Annotated in this window: 23 protein-coding genes and 1 other annotated feature; all 23 genes read right to left on the bottom strand. The window is 41.8% G+C overall.

The genetic code is table 11. The annotated features are described in order from the left end of the window. Positions 1-16 precede the first annotated feature (16 nt). The 23 genes from pyrR to spoVE all read right to left on the bottom strand — a co-directional run bounded on the left by pyrR (position 17) and on the right by spoVE (position 21,143). Entirely contained in the window at positions 17-559 is a 543-nt protein-coding gene (gene pyrR / locus EV207_RS09920; RefSeq protein ID WP_132746079.1) for a bifunctional pyr operon transcriptional regulator/uracil phosphoribosyltransferase PyrR, read from the bottom strand. 187 nt (positions 560-746) lie between these two features. Beyond that, a complete protein-coding gene (locus tag EV207_RS09915) occupies positions 747-1,661 on the bottom strand; it encodes an RluA family pseudouridine synthase (protein ID WP_132746007.1) in 915 nt (304 codons plus the stop codon). Continuing rightward, positions 1,648-2,133, bottom strand: a complete 486-nt coding sequence (lspA, locus tag EV207_RS09910) for a signal peptidase II (protein WP_132746078.1) — start codon at positions 2,131-2,133, stop codon at positions 1,648-1,650. Before lspA ends, EV207_RS09915 begins: the two co-directional genes overlap by 14 nt. 114 nt (positions 2,134-2,247) lie before the next feature. Beyond that, positions 2,248-2,946, bottom strand: coding sequence for a TraR/DksA C4-type zinc finger protein (locus EV207_RS09905; protein ID WP_132746006.1), 699 nt, complete (start codon positions 2,944-2,946; stop codon positions 2,248-2,250). 139 nt (positions 2,947-3,085) lie between these two features. Further along, positions 3,086-5,842: an isoleucine--tRNA ligase gene (gene ileS / locus EV207_RS09900; protein WP_132746005.1), complete on the bottom strand. Its 2,757-nt coding sequence runs from the start codon at positions 5,840-5,842 to the stop codon at positions 3,086-3,088. A gap of 80 nt (positions 5,843-5,922) precedes the next feature. Continuing rightward, positions 5,923-6,151 (bottom strand) — a binding site (T-box leader). A gap of 149 nt (positions 6,152-6,300) precedes the next feature. Further along, positions 6,301-6,807, bottom strand: a complete 507-nt coding sequence (locus EV207_RS09895; protein ID WP_132746004.1) for a DivIVA domain-containing protein — start codon at positions 6,805-6,807, stop codon at positions 6,301-6,303. A 65-nt stretch (positions 6,808-6,872) separates the two neighbouring features. After that, positions 6,873-7,646 (bottom strand): YlmH family RNA-binding protein, encoded by a 774-nt coding sequence (locus EV207_RS09890; RefSeq protein ID WP_132746003.1) that lies wholly within the window; start codon positions 7,644-7,646, stop codon positions 6,873-6,875. 4 nt (positions 7,647-7,650) lie between these two features. Then, positions 7,651-7,917: a YggT family protein gene (locus EV207_RS09885; protein ID WP_207902944.1), complete on the bottom strand. Its 267-nt coding sequence runs from the start codon at positions 7,915-7,917 to the stop codon at positions 7,651-7,653. Between the two features lie 305 nt (positions 7,918-8,222). Then, complete coding sequence (locus tag EV207_RS09880; protein ID WP_132746002.1) at positions 8,223-8,648, bottom strand: cell division protein SepF; 426 nt, start codon at positions 8,646-8,648, stop codon at positions 8,223-8,225. Positions 8,649-8,662: 14 nt separating this feature from the next. Continuing rightward, positions 8,663-9,343 (bottom strand): YggS family pyridoxal phosphate-dependent enzyme, encoded by a 681-nt coding sequence (locus EV207_RS09875; protein WP_132746001.1) that lies wholly within the window; start codon positions 9,341-9,343, stop codon positions 8,663-8,665. After that, on the bottom strand, positions 9,340-10,188 hold the full coding sequence (pgeF, locus tag EV207_RS09870) for a peptidoglycan editing factor PgeF (RefSeq protein ID WP_165886897.1): 849 nt from the start codon (positions 10,186-10,188) through the stop codon (positions 9,340-9,342). The genes EV207_RS09875 and pgeF overlap by 4 nt, the downstream gene beginning before the upstream one ends. A gap of 130 nt (positions 10,189-10,318) precedes the next feature. Further along, complete coding sequence (locus tag EV207_RS09865; protein ID WP_132745999.1) at positions 10,319-10,591, bottom strand: YlmC/YmxH family sporulation protein; 273 nt, start codon at positions 10,589-10,591, stop codon at positions 10,319-10,321. A gap of 89 nt (positions 10,592-10,680) precedes the next feature. Continuing rightward, positions 10,681-11,460: an RNA polymerase sporulation sigma factor SigG gene (sigG, locus tag EV207_RS09860; protein WP_132745998.1), complete on the bottom strand. Its 780-nt coding sequence runs from the start codon at positions 11,458-11,460 to the stop codon at positions 10,681-10,683. Positions 11,461-11,544: 84 nt separating this feature from the next. After that, positions 11,545-12,267 (bottom strand): RNA polymerase sporulation sigma factor SigE, encoded by a 723-nt coding sequence (sigE, locus tag EV207_RS09855; RefSeq protein WP_132745997.1) that lies wholly within the window; start codon positions 12,265-12,267, stop codon positions 11,545-11,547. Positions 12,268-12,304: 37 nt separating this feature from the next. Further along, positions 12,305-13,228 (bottom strand): sigma-E processing peptidase SpoIIGA, encoded by a 924-nt coding sequence (gene spoIIGA, locus EV207_RS09850; RefSeq protein ID WP_132745996.1) that lies wholly within the window; start codon positions 13,226-13,228, stop codon positions 12,305-12,307. Between the two features lie 433 nt (positions 13,229-13,661). Beyond that, the gene (ftsZ, locus tag EV207_RS09845) at positions 13,662-14,810 is read right to left on the bottom strand and encodes a cell division protein FtsZ (protein ID WP_132745995.1); all 1,149 of its coding nucleotides are present in this window, start codon (positions 14,808-14,810) and stop codon (positions 13,662-13,664) included. A 35-nt stretch (positions 14,811-14,845) separates the two neighbouring features. After that, positions 14,846-16,141 carry a cell division protein FtsA gene (gene ftsA / locus EV207_RS09840; RefSeq protein ID WP_132745994.1) on the bottom strand — a complete coding sequence of 432 codons (1,296 nt, stop codon included), beginning with the start codon at positions 16,139-16,141 and terminating at the stop codon, positions 14,846-14,848. 226 nt (positions 16,142-16,367) lie between these two features. Continuing rightward, positions 16,368-16,712, bottom strand: a complete 345-nt coding sequence (locus EV207_RS09835) for a small basic family protein (RefSeq protein ID WP_132745993.1) — start codon at positions 16,710-16,712, stop codon at positions 16,368-16,370. A 1-nt stretch (position 16,713) separates the two neighbouring features. Further along, positions 16,714-17,421: a DUF881 domain-containing protein gene (locus EV207_RS09830; RefSeq protein ID WP_132745992.1), complete on the bottom strand. Its 708-nt coding sequence runs from the start codon at positions 17,419-17,421 to the stop codon at positions 16,714-16,716. A gap of 11 nt (positions 17,422-17,432) precedes the next feature. Then, a complete protein-coding gene (locus EV207_RS09825; protein ID WP_132745991.1) occupies positions 17,433-18,119 on the bottom strand; it encodes a DUF881 domain-containing protein in 687 nt (228 codons plus the stop codon). Beyond that, positions 18,106-18,888 carry a cell division protein FtsQ/DivIB gene (locus EV207_RS09820; protein WP_165886896.1) on the bottom strand — a complete coding sequence of 261 codons (783 nt, stop codon included), beginning with the start codon at positions 18,886-18,888 and terminating at the stop codon, positions 18,106-18,108. Before EV207_RS09820 ends, EV207_RS09825 begins: the two co-directional genes overlap by 14 nt. Positions 18,889-19,002: 114 nt before the next feature. Beyond that, positions 19,003-19,902 (bottom strand): UDP-N-acetylmuramate dehydrogenase, encoded by a 900-nt coding sequence (gene murB / locus EV207_RS09815; protein ID WP_132745989.1) that lies wholly within the window; start codon positions 19,900-19,902, stop codon positions 19,003-19,005. A gap of 140 nt (positions 19,903-20,042) precedes the next feature. Further along, positions 20,043-21,143, bottom strand: coding sequence for a stage V sporulation protein E (gene spoVE / locus EV207_RS09810; protein ID WP_132745988.1), 1,101 nt, complete (start codon positions 21,141-21,143; stop codon positions 20,043-20,045). Positions 21,144-21,199: the final 56 nt, after the last annotated feature.

The raw sequence follows: 21,199 nt of genomic DNA, 5'->3' as shown, positions 1-21,199 counted from the left end.
ACCGAATGTTCGGCTGTTAAGCTTTATCTTTAATGCTGACGTCATCGATCCCGTCGATTTCATCCAGCTGTACGGATATGATTTCACCTTTTGATGTCGGTACATTTTTCCCAATAAAATCAGGTCTTATGGGAAGCTCACGATGGCCGCGGTCAATGAGAACAGCGAGTTGAACTCTCGCAGGTCTGCCGAGATCCATCACCGCATCCATTGCGGCTCTTGCCGTTCTTCCCGTATATAAAACATCATCAATAAGGATGACCGTCTTCTCTTCCATCGTAACCGGTATATCAGTACCCTTTAATTCCGGATCCAGCGATTTGGTTTTTTTTACCAAATCGTCACGGTATAATGTAATGTCAATCTCACCAATCTCAATCGCTTGGCCTTCAATTTGTTCAATCTTTTTCGCAAGCCTTTTGGCGATATAGATCCCTCGGGTTTTAATGCCTGCCAGGACCACGTTTTCAATTCCCTTATTTCTTTCAATGATCTCATGGGAAAGTCTTGTGAGAGCACGGCGAATAGCCTGTTCATCCATAATATTCTTTTCTGCCATCATCCCTCACCTCACTTAATTAAATTCAAAAAACCCTCTAACCACGAGGTAAGAGGGTTTTAACGAGGGCAGCGGAGACCATTTAAAAAAAACCGCTGTATCCAACGTCCGTTATCCTTCTTAGCCTCACGGGACTAACTTTAAAGGAACTCATTTTTTAATATTATTTCAAAGATCCATCGGATTGTCAACCGCGCTCCCGCAATTTATTTAACAGATCATTCATATCCTTTGGCAGCGGTGCAGAAAATGTGATAAAAAGGTCTGTGACAGGATGCCGAAAACCCAATTCTGATGCATGAAGCGCCTGACCATCGATATCCAATGTCTTCTTCGGACCATACTTGGGGTCACCTGCAACCGGATGGCCAATGTAATCCATATGGACGCGGATTTGATGAGTCCTTCCGGTTTCTAGTTGGCACCTTACAAATGTATATTTGGCAAATCGTTCTTCTACTGTAAAGTGGGTGACAGCATCTTTACTGTTTTGATGAGTTACTGCCATTTTTTTTCGATCCTTTTCATCTCTGCCGATCGGCGCTTCTATCGTTCCCTTGTCATGGGAAACGACACCGTGGACAATCGCCTGATAAATGCGATGCGTAGTTTTGGCTTTTAACTGTGAAGCAAGGGATTGATGGGCCTGATCCGTCTTGGCGACGACAAGCAAGCCGGAGGTATCTTTATCAATCCGGTGAACAATCCCCGGCCTCGCTACACCATTTATACCTGAAAGGTCCTTGCAATGATAAACGAGTGCATTGACTAAAGTCCCGCTGACATGACCTGGAGCGGGGTGGACAACCATGCCTCTTGGCTTATTAACAACAAGCAGCTGATCATCTTCAAAAATAATATCAAGTGGGATATTCTCCGGTTTAACATCAAGCGGTTCAGGTTCACTTACTTTGACAATAATGTGGTCATTTGTGTTTACCCTGTAATTTGGTTTTACCTTACGTCCATTTACAGTTACCATTGCGTCTTTTATCATGTCTTGTATCCGTGTTCTTGATAATTCAGAGATCTGATAATTCACCCATTTGTCCAACCGTTCACCGTGATGCTCTTCAGTAACTGTTTTTTCATTGATTTCCATGTTTTTTCTCCTTCTTTTCTTCAATGAACATGTAAATAAGGATAAGAATAACGCCGATAACCAAAGAGGAATCCGCAACGTTAAAGATCGGATAGCTGTATTTAAAAATATAGACATGGATAAAATCGACCACTTCACCCCTGAATAGCCTGTCGATAAAATTACCAAGGGTGCCGCCAATAACCAAACCTAATGCTGTTCCGAGAAAAGGTTTAAATCGTCCCATTTTTTGCATATAATAAATGACAATAACGAGGACAACCGCTGTGATGATAAAAAAGAAAAACCTTTGTCCTTCAAGAATGCTCCATGCAGCACCCCGATTTCGGGATGATGTAAAATAGAGGATATTTGGGATGAGCTCTGTACTTTGCCCAATAACCATATTTTTAACGATTAACCATTTTGTCAGCTGGTCAAAAATTAAAACAATCACTGCCAATAAATAATATAACAACCGATTCTCCCCCATCATTTGTTCTAATATGTATGTCGGCAAAAGATAACAAGCCGCAATCTTCTTTTGCATTTTATCATATTAAAGACAGGATCGCATCATGACTAAGTCAATCAGCGATCCTGCAAATTATAAATAGTCATCCTCGCCTTCATCATCCTGAGCAACATTTTCTTGATTCATCCATTTGTCGTATTGGATATTGCGCAGAAATTGGACATTTTCATCACCGCTATAACCTTCTATGCCTGTCGAGCCAATTGCTTCCACAAGCTGAACATAGCCCATGCCGTCATCATTATCCATTAAAGAGGAGCCTTCATATGTCATGGAGCTCTCATTAAATGATGCGACAATGTCATAAATATTTTGCTCATTATACTCAGTTTCTTGGCTGTTGGTTGCATAGTCTTCTTCCATTTGACTAATAACCTCTTCTTCAACAGGCCGGCTGTGTTTTATCTTATCTTGATTCGGTGATGTCTCCACTGCTGTCCTCGCCGTTGGCAAGGCTTTTAACCTGGCGTAGGGAATTTTCTTTCCGGTTTTTTCATCAATGCCGTACGTTCCGTTTTCTATTTTTCCCAAAGCCGCTTTAATATCATCCAATTCTTCATGCGAAAACTTCCGCAGCACCATATCTTTTTCCCGCTCATAAAGATCTGTGCCTGAATCGGCTGGATGATTATCATATTGAGATAATTCACCTGAGGACAAACCTTCAGCGAACGGCACTTCCATGCCAAATTCGTTATTAACGTTAAGTTCCTTTTCCAGTTCTTTTTTTCTTTCCAGGAGCTGTTTCTTAATCCTTCGATATGAACGCAAAAACCTCACCTTCCCCCTTTTAATCCGGAACAATCTTAGTTTGATCGAGTTACGCCTGCCTTAGACGCTTTAAGTTTTGTCAATCACAACCCTCTTTTCCAAAGGAGGAAAAAAAGGCCGGTAGCCCCGGCCTTTAAAATCATGCGTAATAGTTTTTAACTGTTTCAGCACAAGAATGACAAAGCTCTGGATGTTCAGAATCTTCCCCAACAGTTGGTGAAACGATCCAGCAGCGCTCACACTTTTCACCCTCAGCCTCTTTGACTATAACAGCTGTTTCATCATATCTTTCTGCATTCTGAGGAGCATTATTCATTGTTCCCTTGACTTCTACCTGTGAAACAATAAATAATTTATCCAAATCTTGCTGCTCTGAAAGCAAGGATTGATTCCTATCTGCAGGATATAATAAGATTGCTGCTTCCAGTGACTTACCGATCGTCTTAGCATTTCTTGCTTTTTCAAGCGCCTTCAGAACATCATCTCTGACATCAATTAATTTATCCCATTTTTCCTCAATATTATCCGCATTTGGAACTACTTCAGTTGTTGGCATATCGGCCAATTGAACGTATTCTTCCGCTGCCCCAGGCGTGTATTGCCATACTTCTTCTGCGGTATGCGGGATGATTGGCGACAACAGCTTGGTCAGCGCTGTAAGCGTTTTGTAAAGAACAGTTTGAATGGAGCGGCGGCGCAGACTGTTCGCAGGTTCTGTATACAAAGCGTCTTTCGCAACATCCATATAAAGGGAACTAAGGTCAATGGTACAATAGTTATGAATCGTATTATAGACAGTCAGGAATTGATAATCATTATATGCCTTCAATGATTTATCAATCAAATGGTTAAGTTTGACCATCATATATTGATCAAGTTCAGACATATCTTCAATTTTCACTTCATGCTCAGGTTTAAAATCGTTTAAATTGCCGAGCATAAAACGCAAAGTATTTCTGACTTTGCGGTAAACTTCCGCTACCTGTTTTAAAATATCATTAGAGACACGTGCGTCAGCCGTATAATCAACGGACGCGACCCATAACCGAATGATATCCGCCCCTAATTGCTTCATGACCTTAATGGGGTCAATCACATTCCCGATCGACTTACTCATCTTACGTCCCTCACCATCAAGGGCAAAGCCATGACTGATGACTTGTTTATAAGGTGCCTCTCCGCTTATAGCAACACTAGTTGAAAGCGATGAGTTAAACCAACCGCGATATTGGTCAGAGCCCTCAAGATAGATATCAGCGGGACGCCGCAAATAATCTCTCGCTTCAAGGACTGCCTGGTGTGACGACCCGGAATCAAACCAAACATCCATAATATCGACTTCTTTTTTGAATACGCCATTCGGGCTATGTTCGGATGTAAAACCCTCTGGCAGCAAGTCCTTCGCATCCCATTCAAACCATACGTTAGAGCCATGCTCTCTGAACAGATTCGAAACATGTGCGATCGTTTCATCGGTGATGATCGGTGCACCATCTTCACCATAAAAGGCTGGAATAGGAACACCCCAAATTCTTTGCCTGGAAATACACCAATCTTCACGATCCCGAACCATATTAAATAACCTGGTTTCTCCCCAACCGGGAAGCCATTTAACATTTCGGACAGCCTGAAGCAGTTCTTCCCGAAAGTCTTTAATTGATGCAAACCACTGCTCAGTGGCTCGGAAAATAACCGGCTTTTTCGTGCGCCAATCGTGCGGATATGAGTGAGTGATAAAATTAAGTTTTAATAATGCTTCGTCTTCTTTCAGCTTATCCGTCACCGGTTTATTTGCCTTATCGTAAAAAACCCCTTCAAATCCTGGTGCTTCACTCGTCATAACACCCTTTTCATCGACTGGACACAAAATAGGCAACCCATATTTCTTGCCAATGAAGTAATCATCTTCACCATGACCTGGTGCAGTATGAACACAGCCGGTACCAGCATCAAGCGTGACATGATCACCAAGAACGACGAGTGATTCCCGATCATAAAATGGATGGCTGCACACAACATTTTCAAGCTCACGTCCAATAACTGTTTTGAAAATTTCAGGATTCTCCCACTCAAACTCTTCAGCAAGTGATGCAACAAGTTCAGACGCCACAATGAACTTGCGATCGGCAACTTTAACAATACTGTATTGAAAACCAGGATTAACCGAAATACCGACATTAGCGGGAATTGTCCAAGGTGTTGTCGTCCAAATGACCATTTCCTCGTCGCCATTTAAAACACTTTTGCCATCTTTTACTTTAAAAGCAACAAAAATGGATGGTGAACGCTTATCCTGATATTCGATTTCTGCTTCGGCTAAAGCAGATTCTGATGACGGGGACCAATAAACAGTTTTCTTGTCTTTATAGATATAACCCTTTTTCGTCATGTCCCCGAAAACTTTAATTTGTTCGGCTTCATACTCTTTTTTCAACGTGATATATGGGTTTTCCCAATCTCCCCGGACACCAAGCCGCATAAATTGATGTTTTTGACGGTCAACCTGTTCAAGCGCATAATCAGCACAAAGCTTGCGGAACTCGGCAACACTGTATTTTTTGCGATTAACACCTTTTTTTGTCAAAGCTTGTTCGATTGGCAGTCCATGGGTATCCCATCCCGGCACATAAGGGACATGATAACCATTCATCGATTTGAAGCGATTAATCATATCTTTTAAAACCTTGTTTTCCGCGTGGCCAATGTGGATGTCACCATTGGCATACGGCGGTCCGTCATGAAGAATAAACAGCGGCTTGCCTTCCGTCTTTTTCAATCCCTTTTCATAAACTTGATTTTCAAGCCATTCCTCTTGCATCTTGGGTTCTTTGTTCGGCAAATTGCCGCGCATTGGAAAATCAGTTTTTGGCATGAGCAATGTATCTTTATAATCCATTAGCTTTTCCTCCAAACATTTTTTAAAGAAAACTATATACTTTCTGTTAACTAAAGAAAACAAAAAGCCCTTCCATCCCCTGAAGGGACGAAAAGGACCGCGGTACCACCCTTATAGACAAAAGAAAACAAAGCCTTTTGCCCACTCAAAACATTCTTAACGTGAATGAACGCCGCTTCTTAATCGCATCGATAGCTTTCAGAATGGAACTCGAAGGTGATTTCACGGTTGCTTCAAGATCAGGCTTTCACCATACCCTGACTCGCTAGACTGTCTGACAGCCGCTACTTTCCTTGTCATTGTCATTAATTTTTATCAACTTTTTCATGAAGTTAATAAGAAAGTATAAACTTTCTTACGCATATAAGTGCAACTAGTCTCTGTCTTCTCCTATTAAAGTCTTGTCAATCGGCAAGTTTTCTTTATGAAGTAAGTATATGAAATAAAGTGCGTCCTCGTCAAGCTTCACTGCCAGACTTTTGCAAAACCTCATCTTCGTTAAAGGGTTCGGCAAGCTTATCCCAATCATCATTTTTCAAAAGTTCCAATTGAGCTTCAATCAACATCCGGAATCTCGTCCGGTAAACATCAGATTGTTTCTTCAGCTCATTAATATCAAGCGTAATCTTTCGTGATTTGGCCAGCGCTTCATTTATAATTCTGTCCGCATTTTTTTCAGCCTCTTTGACGATCAATTTCGCTTCTTTTGCTGCATTTTGTCTGACTTCTTCAGCAGTTTCCTGTGCTACAAGAATGGATTTATTCAATGTCGTTTCAATATTTGAGAAATGGCCGATCTTTTCTTCAAGAGTGTTCACTTTATTTTCAAGATCCTTTTTTTCGCGAATTAAGGCTTCAAAGTCCTTAATTAACTGATCAAGGAAATCATTAACCTCGTCCTCATCATAACCGCGAAAACCTCTTGTAAATTCTTTATTGTGAATATCTAATGGTGTTAATGGCATACGTGCCACCTCCAAATGTTATGTTTCGATATAACCTGAGAAATTCCTTCCCAAAACCAATCAATTCATTTTAAATGGCTGTACTTAATCCGCTGTTTTCCCTTTTTTGTCGTGCCATAAATCCCGTTCACTTTACTTCTGCCATGACCTCTTAACGAGAGATGGTCGCCGGCCAATAGGTCATAAGCTGGTTTCTCAATTCGCTTCCAGTTAACCTTAACCGCACCATTTTCAATGTATGCCGCAGCTTTAGAACGCGGCAGCCGATAAATTTCGGATAAAACGGCATCAAGCCTTAGAGAGGAAACGGTTCCATCACTTTCCTCCCATTCCTCTGCAGTATGTACTAGTTCAGATAATGCTATCATATCACACGATACCTTAACGCGGCCAACACTTGTTAAATTCATTTGGACAAAGTCGGCTATTTCCTTTGCTGCCAAAAACTGTACTCGATCATGATGAAAAAGCAAATCCCCGAATTTATCTCTTACCAGACCAAGCCCAGTAAGTGCGCCAAGGAGTTCAGGATGTGACAGCTGAGCAAACTTTTTTGGGTAATGGATCTCAAACAATACTATATTAAAATCGTTTTCACCAAGGGAAAAATAGGGGGGAAGCAGTATAGCCCGCTTTCTCTCTGCCTGTTCGTAACCGCCATTAAAAATCAGCTGTACATCATCATGGTTCGGGAGCAAATGTCTGATAATATCCTGTTGTCTTGGATCAAGGAAGTCGCTGCATTTTGGTTGATAGCGGGTCAGCACACCCTCCTTCCAATCCAGCACGGTATCAATGAAAGGTCTTTCTTCAACACGGAAATGCTGATATACAGACATTTGCTCAGCTCAACAAATAGGCGAGTTCATAAACGCCGCGTCCCGCAAGTCTTAATACGAAAAAAGCAACAATCGGTGATATATCGATCATGCCTCCGATAGGCGGGATAATTTTTCTAAAAGGTTGTAAAAAAGGTTCACTGACACGGGCAAACAATTGCCCAATGCTCGAGTTTTGAATATTTGGCACCCAGGACATTAAAATATAAATAATTAGAACCCAGGAGTAAATATAAATGATTTCACTGACTATACCTGCAATAGTATACACTCTGTCACCTCACTAATATGATGTTCAAAAAGTCCGGGAAAAATTGCTGTCGGATCTCTTCGTTATCTTGCTTTTCTGCTGCTCACGTATCTTTGATCATACGTTCCGCTGCTCAAAGCTGCGCTGCCTCGATCTCCTCTGCTCTTTTTGTCCTCCTTTTTGAACTTAAACATTCAAAATATGATGTTCAAAAAGTCCGGGAAAAATTGCTGTCGGATCTCTTCGTTATCTTGCTTTTCTGCTGCTCACGTATCTTTGATCATACGTTCCTCTGCTCTTTTTGTCCTTTTTTATAAAACATTCATTCAAAATTTGTCTTCATCCAAAAGTTCCGAGATCATTCCCGAAATGTCGACATTTTCGGGAGCGAACATGAAAGTATCAGCACCAAGCTTTTGTATATCAGCATCAAGGGCAAAAACAACCCCGCTCATAAAATCCAAGATGCTTTTTGCTTGTTCTCTAGAGAGCCGTTGTAAATTAACAACAACAGTGCGTCTATTTTTTAAATGGTCGGCTATTGTTTCTACGTCGTCAAATGTTTTTGGTTCCGATAAAATCACTTTTGTTTGTTGATGAATGCTTTTCAAAGAGACAACGTTCTGCTTTTTTTCATTTTTGCCGGATGGCTCAGATGGCTCATCCTTCTTCTGTATTTCTGGTTTTTCTTCCATCTCTTCTGCTTCTTCATCAAGATCAAAAAAACGCTTGAAAGCCGTTTTAAGGCCCATTGTTTCATTCCCCTTTATCCGTCATTTCCTACCAGGGCCGATCCTATACGTACAAATGTTGCACCTTCCTGAACAGCAATCTGATAATCATTTGACATACCCATTGACAGCTCCGTACACGGCGCATGCTCAAAGCCATGTTCCATGATATGTTCTTGCCAATTCTTTAAACGGCGAAAAATGCGGCGGATCAATTCCTGGTCCTCTGTGTGAGGCGCCATTGTCATAAGACCGACAATAGATATATTCGAAAAGTCCTTTAAAGCTTTTATAAAAGCCATAAGTTCATCTTCACCGATCCCATGCTTAGAAGATTCACCGGAAATGTTTACTTGAACGAAACATTTTAAAGGAACGTCAGCACGCTTATTGATTTCTTTTGCCAATGTCAGCCTGTCCAATGAATGCAAGTAATCGATGTGAGAAATGACATCCTTTACTTTTCTCGTTTGGAGTGAGCCGATAAAATGCCATAAAACCCGAGAATCTGAAATGGCCGCTTGCTTTTGCAGCAACCCTTCTTTTCGGTTTTCACCCAAATGGGTCAGCCCTGCTTTTACAGCTTCCTCGGCCCTTGCTTCGGTCACATATTTCGTGACAGCTATGATATTAACATTTTTCGCAGAGCGTTCTCCCGCTTCGCACGCCTGTTTAATATTTTTTTGAACATTTTTTAATTGATTCACAACAGTCATGATTTAACATCACCCTTAACTATTCCAATAAAACCCATGATCCTCCCTGTTTTGCCATTTTCTTTGCGATGGGAAAAGAACATGTCCGTTCTGCATCCTGTGCAATAATTGGTAATATGTATGTTTTGACCGGGCACACCGGCATTCATTAAAATCCTCTTATTTAAACCTTGCAAATCCAACATGTATCGGCCGGTTCGATCAGAAGAATGATATACACCCTTTAAATCCACATCATTGTCTAATTGCTGCACTTGCTTCAATACACGCTTGTCAACCTCATAACAGCATGGTCCGATGGAAGGACCGATGATCACATTAATATCATCAGGCGAGATACCTAACTCTTCATGCCATATCCTAATCATTTTTGATGCAATCGACCCTACGGTGCCTTTCCAGCCAGCATGCAAGACCCCTACTGCGGGCTGTTTCTTTGTATAAAAAAAGATTGGCACGCAATCAGCAAAACAGGCGGTTAAGAGCAAATTTGATTGTGTTGTGTAAAGACCATCCGTTCCTTTAATGACTGAGTCATAATCCCGTGCGCCTTTTCCACGGTCATTCTCCGACACACGGGTAATCTTGGTATCATGAATTTGCTCACCCGCCACCCAATTCTCGAGCGGCATTTTCAAGTCTTCCCCTAATCGCTGCCTATTTTCCAAGACAGCCTCATGGTGATCCTTAACATGGTAACCCATATTAAGAGTGGCATATGGCACGCGGCTGACACCGCCGTCTCTAGTTGTTATCCCTAAGACCAAGGCGCTGTTATTTGATAAGTAGATGCTTTCGGTTGTAAGAAATCTTTCTGCCTTAATAGAAAACCGCTCAGAAGTCAACGGGAAGTGACACTCCTTTTGTCTATGAATTCCTTTACTTTATTTTACGATAAAACGAGCCAGAACGCCATTCTTTAAGAACAAAAAAAGCCCCCGCTTCGAGGCTGTCCTAAATTGTGGATATCATATTTTACGACTCTTTTGAGGACGGATACTCTCCTGGAGGGGCATCATAAAACCTGACTAATATCACATCGGAGCCAATCCGGACAATGTTTCGCCATGGAATAACAACATCATTTTCCCTGCCCAACAGCCCCATCATTTTGCCGGCGCCAGGTATAATTAGGTTATCGATTTTTCCCGAGGAAAGATTGACATCAAGATCACCTATGTGACCCAATCGTTTGCCATCCTCTACATTAACAACTTCTTTCGCCTGAAATTCTGATATTTTTGCCATGAACCTCACCCTCTAATCCATTTTATTATTAACTATATGGCAGATGAGGGACAAAAATGTTAAAGAAAACACTTACCAAATGGTAAGTGTTAGTTTTGAATATTTTTATTCATTTCTTTTATTGCTGCTTTTTCTAGCCGCGACACTTGGGCTTGGGAAATTCCAATTTCATCTGCGACCTCCATTTGTGTCTTCCCTTGGAAAAAGCGCATGGATAAGATCCGTTTCTCCCTTTCATCAAGTCTTGTCATTGCTTCCTTCAAAGCAATCTCTTCAATCCATTGCACATCTTTGTTTTTGTCGTCGCTGATCTGGTCCATGACAAAAATCGGATCACCGCCATCGTTATAAATGGGCTCAAAAAGTGACACTGGATCTTGTATAGCGTCGAGCGCGAAAACAATGTCTTCAATGGGCAAGTCCAATTCCTTTGCAATTTCCGCCGCCGTCGGTTCCTTAGAATGCTTAGATATCAGCTTCTCTTTGACTTGCAAAGACTTATAAGCGATATCACGCAAAGAACGCGAGACACGGATAGGATTGTTATCCCTTAAATAACGGCGGATTTCACCGATGATCATTGGGACAGCATAAGTTGAAAATTTTACATTCTGACTTAGATCAAAATTATCAATGGATTTCATTAATCCGATACATCCGACTTGGAACAAATCGTCGACGTACTCACCGCGGTTATTAAACCTTTGAATGACACTTAAAACGAGTCTTAAATTGCCGTTAACAAGTTTTTCTCTAGCTTCGTGCCGCCCGCTTTGCATTTCAACAAATAATTTTCTCATTTCCACATTCTTTAGTACAGGTAATGTTGCTGTGTCAACACCGCAGATTTCTACTTTGTTTCGTGCCATTGTGATTCCCCCTAATCGGAGCATTGTACAAGGTAAAGTATCTCCTTAAGAGGGAATTTTATGCACAAGATCATTTTTGTGGTTTTAAACCATTTTGTTGAATTCCTTCTGCAAGCGTTTAATAATTCTTTTCTCTAATCTAGAAATATAAGATTGTGAAATTCCGAGCTGATCAGCGACATCTTTTTGCGTCTTTTCTTTGCCACCGGCTAGACCAAAACGGAGTTCCATGATTTCTTTCTCTCTTTCATTTAACAATAATATCGCTTTTTTAAGCAGTGAACGGTCAACTTTTCTTTCCATATCCCTGGTGATGATATCATCATCAGTGCCTAAGACATCTGATAATAGGAGTTCATTGCCATCCCAATCGACATTTAATGGCTCATCAAAGGACACTTCGGTCTTTGTTTTATTATTTCTTCTTAAATACATAAGAATTTCATTTTCTATACAACGGGAAGCGTAAGTTGCCAGCTTAATTTTCTTTTCAGGATTAAATGTGTTGACCGCTTTTATCAATCCAATAGTGCCAATACTGATTAAATCCTCAATATTTATTTTCGTATTTTCAAACTTCCTCGCTATATAGACAACAAGACGTAAGTTACGTTCAATTAGTGTTGAACGCGCCTTTTCATCACCAGTTGGAAGAATTTTAAGCAATTCTGCTTCTTCCTCTTTGGATAATGGCGGCGGCAAGGCTTCACTTCCACCAATGTAATATATCTCTTCAGACTTCAGCCCTAGTTTAGCCAACAATTTATACCAAAAAGATAAAAAGATGAGCTTAATTCGGTTCAACATGTGATCCCCCCTGCCCTAGCTAAAAATATAAAGTCGTTTATGATGCCGTTTCAATGGTCTTGCCGTGAAGCATCATGTCCGGGTGCAGAATGCAATGAAAATCACCCTCACCAGATAACCGGTGTTCAGTTAACGCCACAGCCACCTTTGGGCTCAGAAGAACTGTCCCGCCATGGCTAATCACGACCTCATCGGGGCGAAAGGCTGTAACGAGCTCATTTGATCCATTGACCGCCCTATAAGGGATCATTGTCAATCGGGAAAGCCAATCCTTATTTAATGATTCATCGGTCATCATTGAGTAGAGGTCCCCCCCTTCATTAAACAAAGTTTCCGGCAAAAGACCATGACTAGCTTCCTTACTCAAAAACATTACCGGTGTACGGGAAAGCGGATCATATAATTTATTGCCGCTGTCAATCATTCCAGTCGTTTTGATGGTTACGCCCAGCACTTTAATTGTCACTTCAGCCTGTTCTGATGCCCGCCATTTTTTTATAATGAGATTGTCAATTCGCTTTTTTGAAAAGATCCACAGCACAGGAAAACCAAAAACAACAAAGAGCCAACTAACAGGATCACCATAGCTTAGTGTACTGAAAGCCTTTTGTGAGGCATATGATTCACTTGACAGAAAAAAATAGTGTACAGCAAACAACCCTCCTCCAATCATGAATGCGGAAAAATAAAAGGTTAAAAAGCTTTGAGCAAACAACGACAACCTTCGATAGCCAAAAGTGATAAAGATGATCACAGCCGAAAACACCAATTTGCCGATAGGATGATAAAAAATGGGTGCAAGCGGTGTGAAAAGAAAAAGAACGATGCTCGATGCGTATAAAGTGCCAAGCAGCATCCTCCAAGGACGAACCGGCCTTTTTAAGATAACCGATGTCAACTTCAAAAGCATGAAATCGATAAAAAGATTCAGAAGCCAGATCACATCCAGGTAAACAGTCATGACACGTCACCCGCCAAAAAAGTGTTTGATCCAAGTATACGAGCTGACCTTAGAGATGTCTGTCATTTAATGACGGTGCCCAAACTTTTCTTTTGGCGCATTCTCATTTTTTTTGTCATATTAGGACGATGGTATCTAGCATACAAATTACTCGGAAGATGTAAAGAAAACTTGCCGATTGGCGAGCCTTTGGTGAAGACAGAGGCTTAGTTGCGACGCACAGGACGTGCTAGTACTGGCGTTGTAACAGGATGTTACGTCTTTAGCCAGTGCACTTATGTGCGTCAGAAAGGCTACTGCTTGCTACACTTCTTTGTTGCCTTGCGACAAAACGAAGTGGAGGAGCACTTATACTTTCTGATTAACTAAAAAAGAGGTGACCATTCACCATGGTCACCTCTTTAAAATTCTATTTTATTTCAGCTGAGTTTCTCTATCTTCTTCGGTTACGGTTTCTCAGGAATGTTGGGATGTCAAGGGTATCTTCCGATTCATTCGATGGTTGATTTTGCGACATCCGGGATTGGTCCTGTTCTTCCCTGTGATTAAAGCTTGCTGGTTTACTTTGCTGCTGGAAAGAAGACCGTTGCGGGCGATTCATTGATTGATTCGATGCTTGTTGACTCTCATTTTCCTGGAAGCCTGTCGCAATAACTGTGACAACAATCTCATCATTCAGATCCTCGCTAATAACCGACCCAAAGATCATATTGACTTCCTGATCAGCCGCCGTTGCCACTATATCTGCAGCTTCGTTAACTTCATATAGACTTAAATTTGTGCCGCCTGTAATATTCATGATGACACCTTTAGCGCCGTCAATTGACTTTTCAAGCAGCGGGCTTGAAATAGCCTTCTTGGCAGCCTCTGATGCACGATTTTCCCCAGTAGCGATACCGATTGCCATTAGGGCTGAACCGCCTTCGGTCATGATAGTTTTAACATCGGCAAAGTCTAGATTAATGAGACCAGGCGTTGCGATTAAGTCAGAGATCCCTTGAACACCTTGACGCAGAACATTATCTGCTTCCCTAAATGCTTCAAGCATCGGCGTATTTTTATCAACGATTTCAAGAAGCCGGTCGTTTGGAATGACAATTAATGTATCTACCTTTTCTTTAAGTGTTGAAATTCCGCCTGCTGCTTGATTTGAGCGTTTACGGCCTTCAAAAGTAAAAGGCCGCGTCACGACACCGACCGTTAGTGCTCCGATGTCTTTGGCGATTTCCGCAATAACTGGAGCTGCTCCTGTTCCGGTACCGCCGCCCATTCCAGCTGTGACAAAAACCATATCAGCACCGCTTAGAACTTCTTCCACCTGATCACGGCTTTCCTCGGCTGCCTTCTTTCCGATTTCAGGGTTAGCTCCAGCACCAAGTCCGCGGGTAAGTTTTTCTCCTAATTGGAGTTTAACTTCTGCTTTTGAAAGTTTTAAAGCTTGAGCATCAGTATTGACGCAGATGAATTCAACGCCTTGTATGCCGCTTTCAATCATCCGATTTACTGCGTTGCTTCCGCCGCCGCCAACACCAATGACTTTAATATGAGCGAATTGTTCCATATCCATATCGTAATCAAACATGATTTGTTCCTCCTATTTCAAAATATCGCTGCCAGTTAATCAAAGAATAATCCGAACCAGTCTTTAACCTTCTTTGTCATTCCGACTCGCTCTCCAGATTCTTTGGTTTGCCCCTGGCTTTTATTTTTCGCTTGTTTTCTTTGTTTGGGCCCGGCGTCATAATTTTCGGAAGCGATTGCTGCCGTGACTTCTTTCCCCTGAACTTTCACATTATGATAAGCAAATTGGATTAAGCCGACACCCGATGTATATTGCGGTTCACGCACACCGATATAATCCGGGATGGCTATTCTGACATTATGATCTAATTCATGCTGGGTAAGATCAAGCAAGCCAGGCATTGACGTCACACCGCCTGTCAGCACAAAACCGCCGGGCATCTCGTGAAAGCCGATCCGCCCCAATTCGGCACGGACAAGATCCAGGAGTTCCCCTATACGCGGCTCAATTATATAAGCTAGATCTTGTTGATTAAAGGTCTGATCGGAAGAGCTGCCAATCTTAGATGCGTTAAATATCTCTTCCATGGAGGCCGTGTCAATAAAGGCATGGCCATGCTTAATTTTTATTTCTTCCGCTTCTTCAGTAGGTGTCCGTAGTCCAATAGAGATGTCTTTTGTAATATGGTTGCCACCGATCGGCAATACAAAAGTGGACATCAATGTCCCTTGATCAAATACTGCCACATTGGTCGAACCACCGCCGATATCCAATAAAGCAACACCAAGGTTCTTTTCGTCCTTAGACAGGGCAACAGAACCTAAAGCGAGCGGTTGAAGACAAATATCGGCAATTTGCAATCCCGATTTCTCCACACAGCGCAATAAGTTATGTAAGATGGTCTTTGAACCAGTTATGATCGTGCCTTCCATTTCTAACCTGACACCGACCATTCCCCTTGGGTCATTGATTTCATCCAATCCGTCTACAATGAACTGATGAGGTATCACATCAATGATTTCTCTTTCCGGCGGTATCGACATGACTTGCGCTGCATCCATCACCCTGGCGATGTCAATGTTGCCGATTTCACGGTTCTCACTTGAAACCGCTACAACGCCATGACATGGCTGCAATTGAATATGATTGCCTGTCACTCCCACAATCACACTTTTAATTTGTAACCCTACCATTCTTTCTGCCTGTTCAACGGCCGATTGAATCGAACGAACAGTTTCATCAATGTCAACGATAGAACCTTTTTTAATTCCCCTCGACACTGATTTTCCTATGCCTATGACATTCAGCGAGTCACCGGTCATTTCTCCGATGATGACCTTCACATTGGATGTACCGATGTCTAAGCTTACATAAATGTCGTTGCTGTTCATTCTATGGCACCTCCTTTGCCTGATCTGTATCTATTAGTAGAGGATGTTCGAATTTCCGATAGTTTGATAGAGCGACATGATTCATCGCTTATAACGGAATCGTTCCAAAAGTCCTCATTCGAACACACACGTGATCATAATTAATAAAACATTTTTTCGATCATATCAATGTATTCAACATTCTTAGACGTATCCCTTCTTTACAGGGATAAAATCTGTAAACTTTCTAAGCCTTCTTTTTCCATTTAGCAAGCATGACCCGTCTAATGATGGCAATATTATTAAACAGCCTTACCCCAAATGCAAAAACTGCGGCTAAATATAAGTCTACACCAAGATGGACACCTAGAAAAGCTAAAACTGCAGCCAATGCAATGTTAAAAAAGAATCCAGTCACAAAGACGAAATTATCATATGTATCTTGAAGCTGGGCCCGTACACCGCCAAGTAATGTATCGAATGCAGCCAGGAGAGCAATTGATAGATAATTGGCGTAGACTTCGGGGATTGAATAATGCGTAAAAAGTCCTATGAAAAGCCCAATAATTAACCCTAATATTGGCAGCCACATCCTAAGAGTCCTCCTTAACCGTGTGCAAATAATTTAATCCGATATTCGGAGTGTAGGCAGGGAGCTTGACCAATTTTTTTACTTCCGCCGTAATGACCAAACCTTCTCTTGCTAGGTCTTCACCTGATTGTGATACATCTACTCGTTTTGCAAAATCCTTTGGCCGGGGGGTCAGCACATGGATATTAAATGGCACATCACTGATCATGTGATCGTTGACGAAGAGCTTTTTTTGCACAACGCGAATAGGAGTCGTATTAATAATTCTTTCGCCAGAAACGGCGATTTCTGACGCACCATACTGATTTAGTTCATTAATCAGCCGCCTTAACAAGATGGCTGAAACACTGTAATATGACTCCTCAATCAAGCTTGTATCAACCATGGGCCTGATGTGAAGAATGACACCTTGACCCGTTTTTTCAGTGACCCCTGCTTTTTCTTTTAATTCTTTAAGGGCCTCTTTCATTGCCATGATTTTTTGATTCCCCTGCTCTGTTTTATACTTTTGTAATAGCTGGCTGGTCTCCTTAAACTCATTATTTAATTCGATATGACGTTTTTCTTCTTTGGCTAAATCTTCTTGAAGCTGCCAAATATCACGTGTATCCCTCTTTTGGGGGTTGCGGGTTGTTTCGAATTGGATAGCCAGCATGAATCCAATAATTAGCGTTACAAGGGTCATCGTTAATGCGTGCCGCTTTTTCATACTCTCCTCCGTCAAATTAAAGGATCCAAAACGATTGTTTTCTCCCTTTTTACCATAACATCGATGCCCCTCGCCTCCAACTGATCAACAGTATTGCCGTTCATTTTAAGGCCGCCGTCCAGCAGTTTTGGATCACCTATTGCGGAGACAATAAAGGGGGCGGTAAACCGCTTGCCGTCGACTTTTACCACAGGGCCGACACATTCGATATACGAATGTGTTGTGATTCTCTTTCCATTGATAGCAACAGCTTCAGCACCTGCAGCCAATAATTCATATATAACTTCCTGAATATCCTGCTGATGAACAATATAATTATTTGGATTATCGCCATTAGTTACATAATTCCCGTCCGATAATGTCACGGATATGCCCTCCCCCGCAACCTTCCTAGTCCCGACTATCATCCGGTATTTATTTAACTGCTCCACCAAATGAACGGCATTCTTCTTTTGGGCGGCCACCTTTTTCTCATGGGTTTGGACCTTGTCTCGCATTTTAACAAGTTTGTTTTCAAGATCCCTATTCGCTTCCTGTTCATGGATAAGCTTATTTCTTAATTGATGTTCCCTTTTCCATTGTTCATCAGATTTATGGGCACTGCTGTCCCGTTTTTCGTTAACATATTGAAAGGAATACGCTAAAATGAATCCAGTCACGAGGAGGACAACTGAAAACAAGACGCTATTTTTTTTCATCTCCAGCGCCCTCTTTCTTCTGTGCTTGATCGGGTTTAAAATATGCACCGACTTGCAAATGCACGATACCTTTAGTGCCTTTAGGCAATTTTTCCGCAATTCCCGGGTAAGCCAAAATTTTCTCCGAGAAGTTAGAGATGTTTGCCAGAATCTTTAAGCCATTGTTCATATAAAGCATGACCGTTTCATCTCCACCCTTTTTTGGTGCGGGGTGTATTTCGGATATGTTATGGATGATAGCTTGTGGGCTTTTCGAAAGCTGTTTCGCCATATTTTTTAAATGCTCGTCCTGCTTCCATCCAATAAGCAAGGGGGCGTTTATTGGCAGCTGACCTTTACCCAATCTTGGCAATAGCGATCCGTTTTCAAGAATGGGTATGTACGAACCATCTTTGTCCAAGTATGCGATTCTTTGAAACTCTTTAACCTTTATCGTAACGTTGCTGGGAAAAACTTTTTGGATGTCAACGGATTGAACTGTTGGCAGCTTTTCGATCCGGGCAGCTACCTTATCAGGCTCGATATCCCAATAATGACTATCAGTTGACAAACCGCTCTCCTTTAACACTTTTTGCTTTGGTGTATAATGATTTCCTTCAATTGTAATCTTGCTGATTGTGCTTAGCGGCGATTCGAAATAAATGACTGCTAGTATCAAAATAAAAAAAACTGTGATGTAAAAAATAAATCTGCGATTGGCTTTTTGCCTTCTTTGTTGTTTTAATTTTGGAATGCGATCTTCAATAGGAATGACTTTCTTTTCAGGCATGTGAAGAGTGCTCCTCATCATATAAATATTGAAAATCAAACAAAACGACATCTTTCATGCCGTTTTGTTTTACACTGATTATATCACACTTTTCCCTATGTTTATGCCCTCTTTTTAGGAAATGATTTCTACTTCTGTATGAAGATCAATATTATACTTCTCTTTTATAGATCTTTTAACGAATTGGATAAGATCCAGAACATCCTGGGCCCGCGCATGATCTGCATTAACTATAAAATTCCCGTGGAGCGGTGAGACTTGCGCCCCGCCTAGCCTATATCCCTTCAATCCAGCATCTTCTATGAGTTTGCCGGCATGGTTTGGCAAGGGGTTCCTGAATACACTGCCGCAGCATTTAGAATCATAGGGCTGTGTGCTATGGCGGTAATCTTTAAATGCTTGCAGATTTTCTGATATGACTTTAGCGTCCCCAGAAGTTAATTCAAACTCGGCTTCCACGCAAATCCCTTGTTGGGATTGAAGTACTGAGGTACGGTAGCTGTATGCTAATTCCTCCAAACTCAGCCATTTAAGCTCACCATTTGGGGATAAAATTCTTGCCCTGGAAAGAACTTGCGACATATCTGAGCCATGGGCTCCGGCATTCATATACACTGCCCCTCCGACTGACCCTGGGATCCCTCCGGCAAATTCAAATCCCGACAAGCCTTTTTTCCCTAGAATGGTGGCTAGCGGGACCATGGGATAACCCGCCCCAACCAGCAGCCTGTTGCCGTCAAGTTCCATATGATTAATCCCTCTGGCAAGCTTAATGACTACGCCTCTAATTCCTTCATCACTGATTAAAAGATTAGAGCCCTTGCCAATCGCGCGCCATTTCAAGTTGTATTGTTTGATGACATCCATAGTGTTTACAAGGCTATCTATACTGTCCGGCTCAACAAATAAATCTGCCGGCCCGCCAACCCTTAATGTTGTATGTTTTGCCAACGGTTCATTCAACCTAACTTTTCCAACCTTCAGCACGTCTAGTTTAGTATAAATTTCATCCATATTATTTCTTCTTATCCTCCCAACACTTGTGTTTCTAACTATCCCTTAATTATAACGAATCTTACCAGCCGGTCATAATAAAACAACAAGCCCTGCTCAATAGAGAAACAGGGCTGTTTCTATTCCAATGATCTTATGACCTAATATCTTGCGTAACGACTAATATTCAACAGTACACCGATTGAGACAAGCATTAATGTTAATGAGGAGCCTCCATAGCTCAGGAAAGGAAGCGTGATCCCCGTCACCGGCATCAGTCCTGTTACCACCGCTATATTAATCATTACCTGTACGGCGATCATGCCAATAATCCCGATGGCCAGAAGACTGCCGTATAAATCAGGGGCCCCCATCGCAATGCGAATGCCACGCCACAGTAATAGGCAAAACAATAATAACACAAATCCCGCACCGATAAATCCGAGTTCTTCAGATATGATGGCAAATATAAAATCAGTTTGCGGTTCTGGCAGGTATTGAAACTTTTGCCTGCTTTGCCCCAATCCGAAGCCGAGCAATCCCCCCGGACCGATCGCATATAACGATTGAATGATTTGAAAACCGCTGTGCAATGGGTCGCTCCACGGATCCAAAAAGGATGTGATTCGCTGTATCCGATATGGCGCTGATATAATCAATCCTGCCAATCCGGCTAATCCCAACAAACCCATGTAGACGAAATGTCTTATTCGAGCCCCAGCTGTAAAAAGCATTGTCATGCATGTTGCGACCAATACTGTTCCGGTTCCTAAGTCCGGTTGGAGCATGATTAACCCGAATGCAAGAAATACGAGACTTAGTGATGGGATCAGTCCTTTTCTTATTGACGTCACATTCTTTTGATGTTCTGAAAGATACTTTGCTAAAAAAGCAATTAATGCCATTTTCATGAATTCGGATGGCTGGATCGAAAATGCTCCGACACCCAGCCAACTGCGAGCACCACCGCGTGCCAAACCGACCCCTGGTATTAAAACGACAATGAGCAAAAGGAAACATGCCAAGGTTGCTATTTTTGCCCATGAACGCCATGTCCAGTAGTGGATGTTCATAACCAAAAACATAACTATGATTCCCACCGCCGCAAATAACATCTGCCGTTTGACAAAATAAAAGGCATCGTCAAACTTGTATGACGCCCCTACGGCACTGGCACTGTATACCATAAGTAATCCTACTAAAAGCAGGGTTAGGGTAACAGCAATAAGAAAAAAGTCTGGTGCTGCTTTAGTTTTAGGCATCTATCAAACACCTCAGTCACTGGTTGATATCCAGGCAATATGTTTGGATAGCCTGG

The sequence above is a fragment of the Scopulibacillus darangshiensis genome (assembly GCF_004341035.1).
Classification (GTDB): Bacteria; Bacillota; Bacilli; order Bacillales; family Sporolactobacillaceae; genus Scopulibacillus; species Scopulibacillus darangshiensis.
This window is presented reverse-complemented; position numbering and strand designations above follow the sequence as displayed.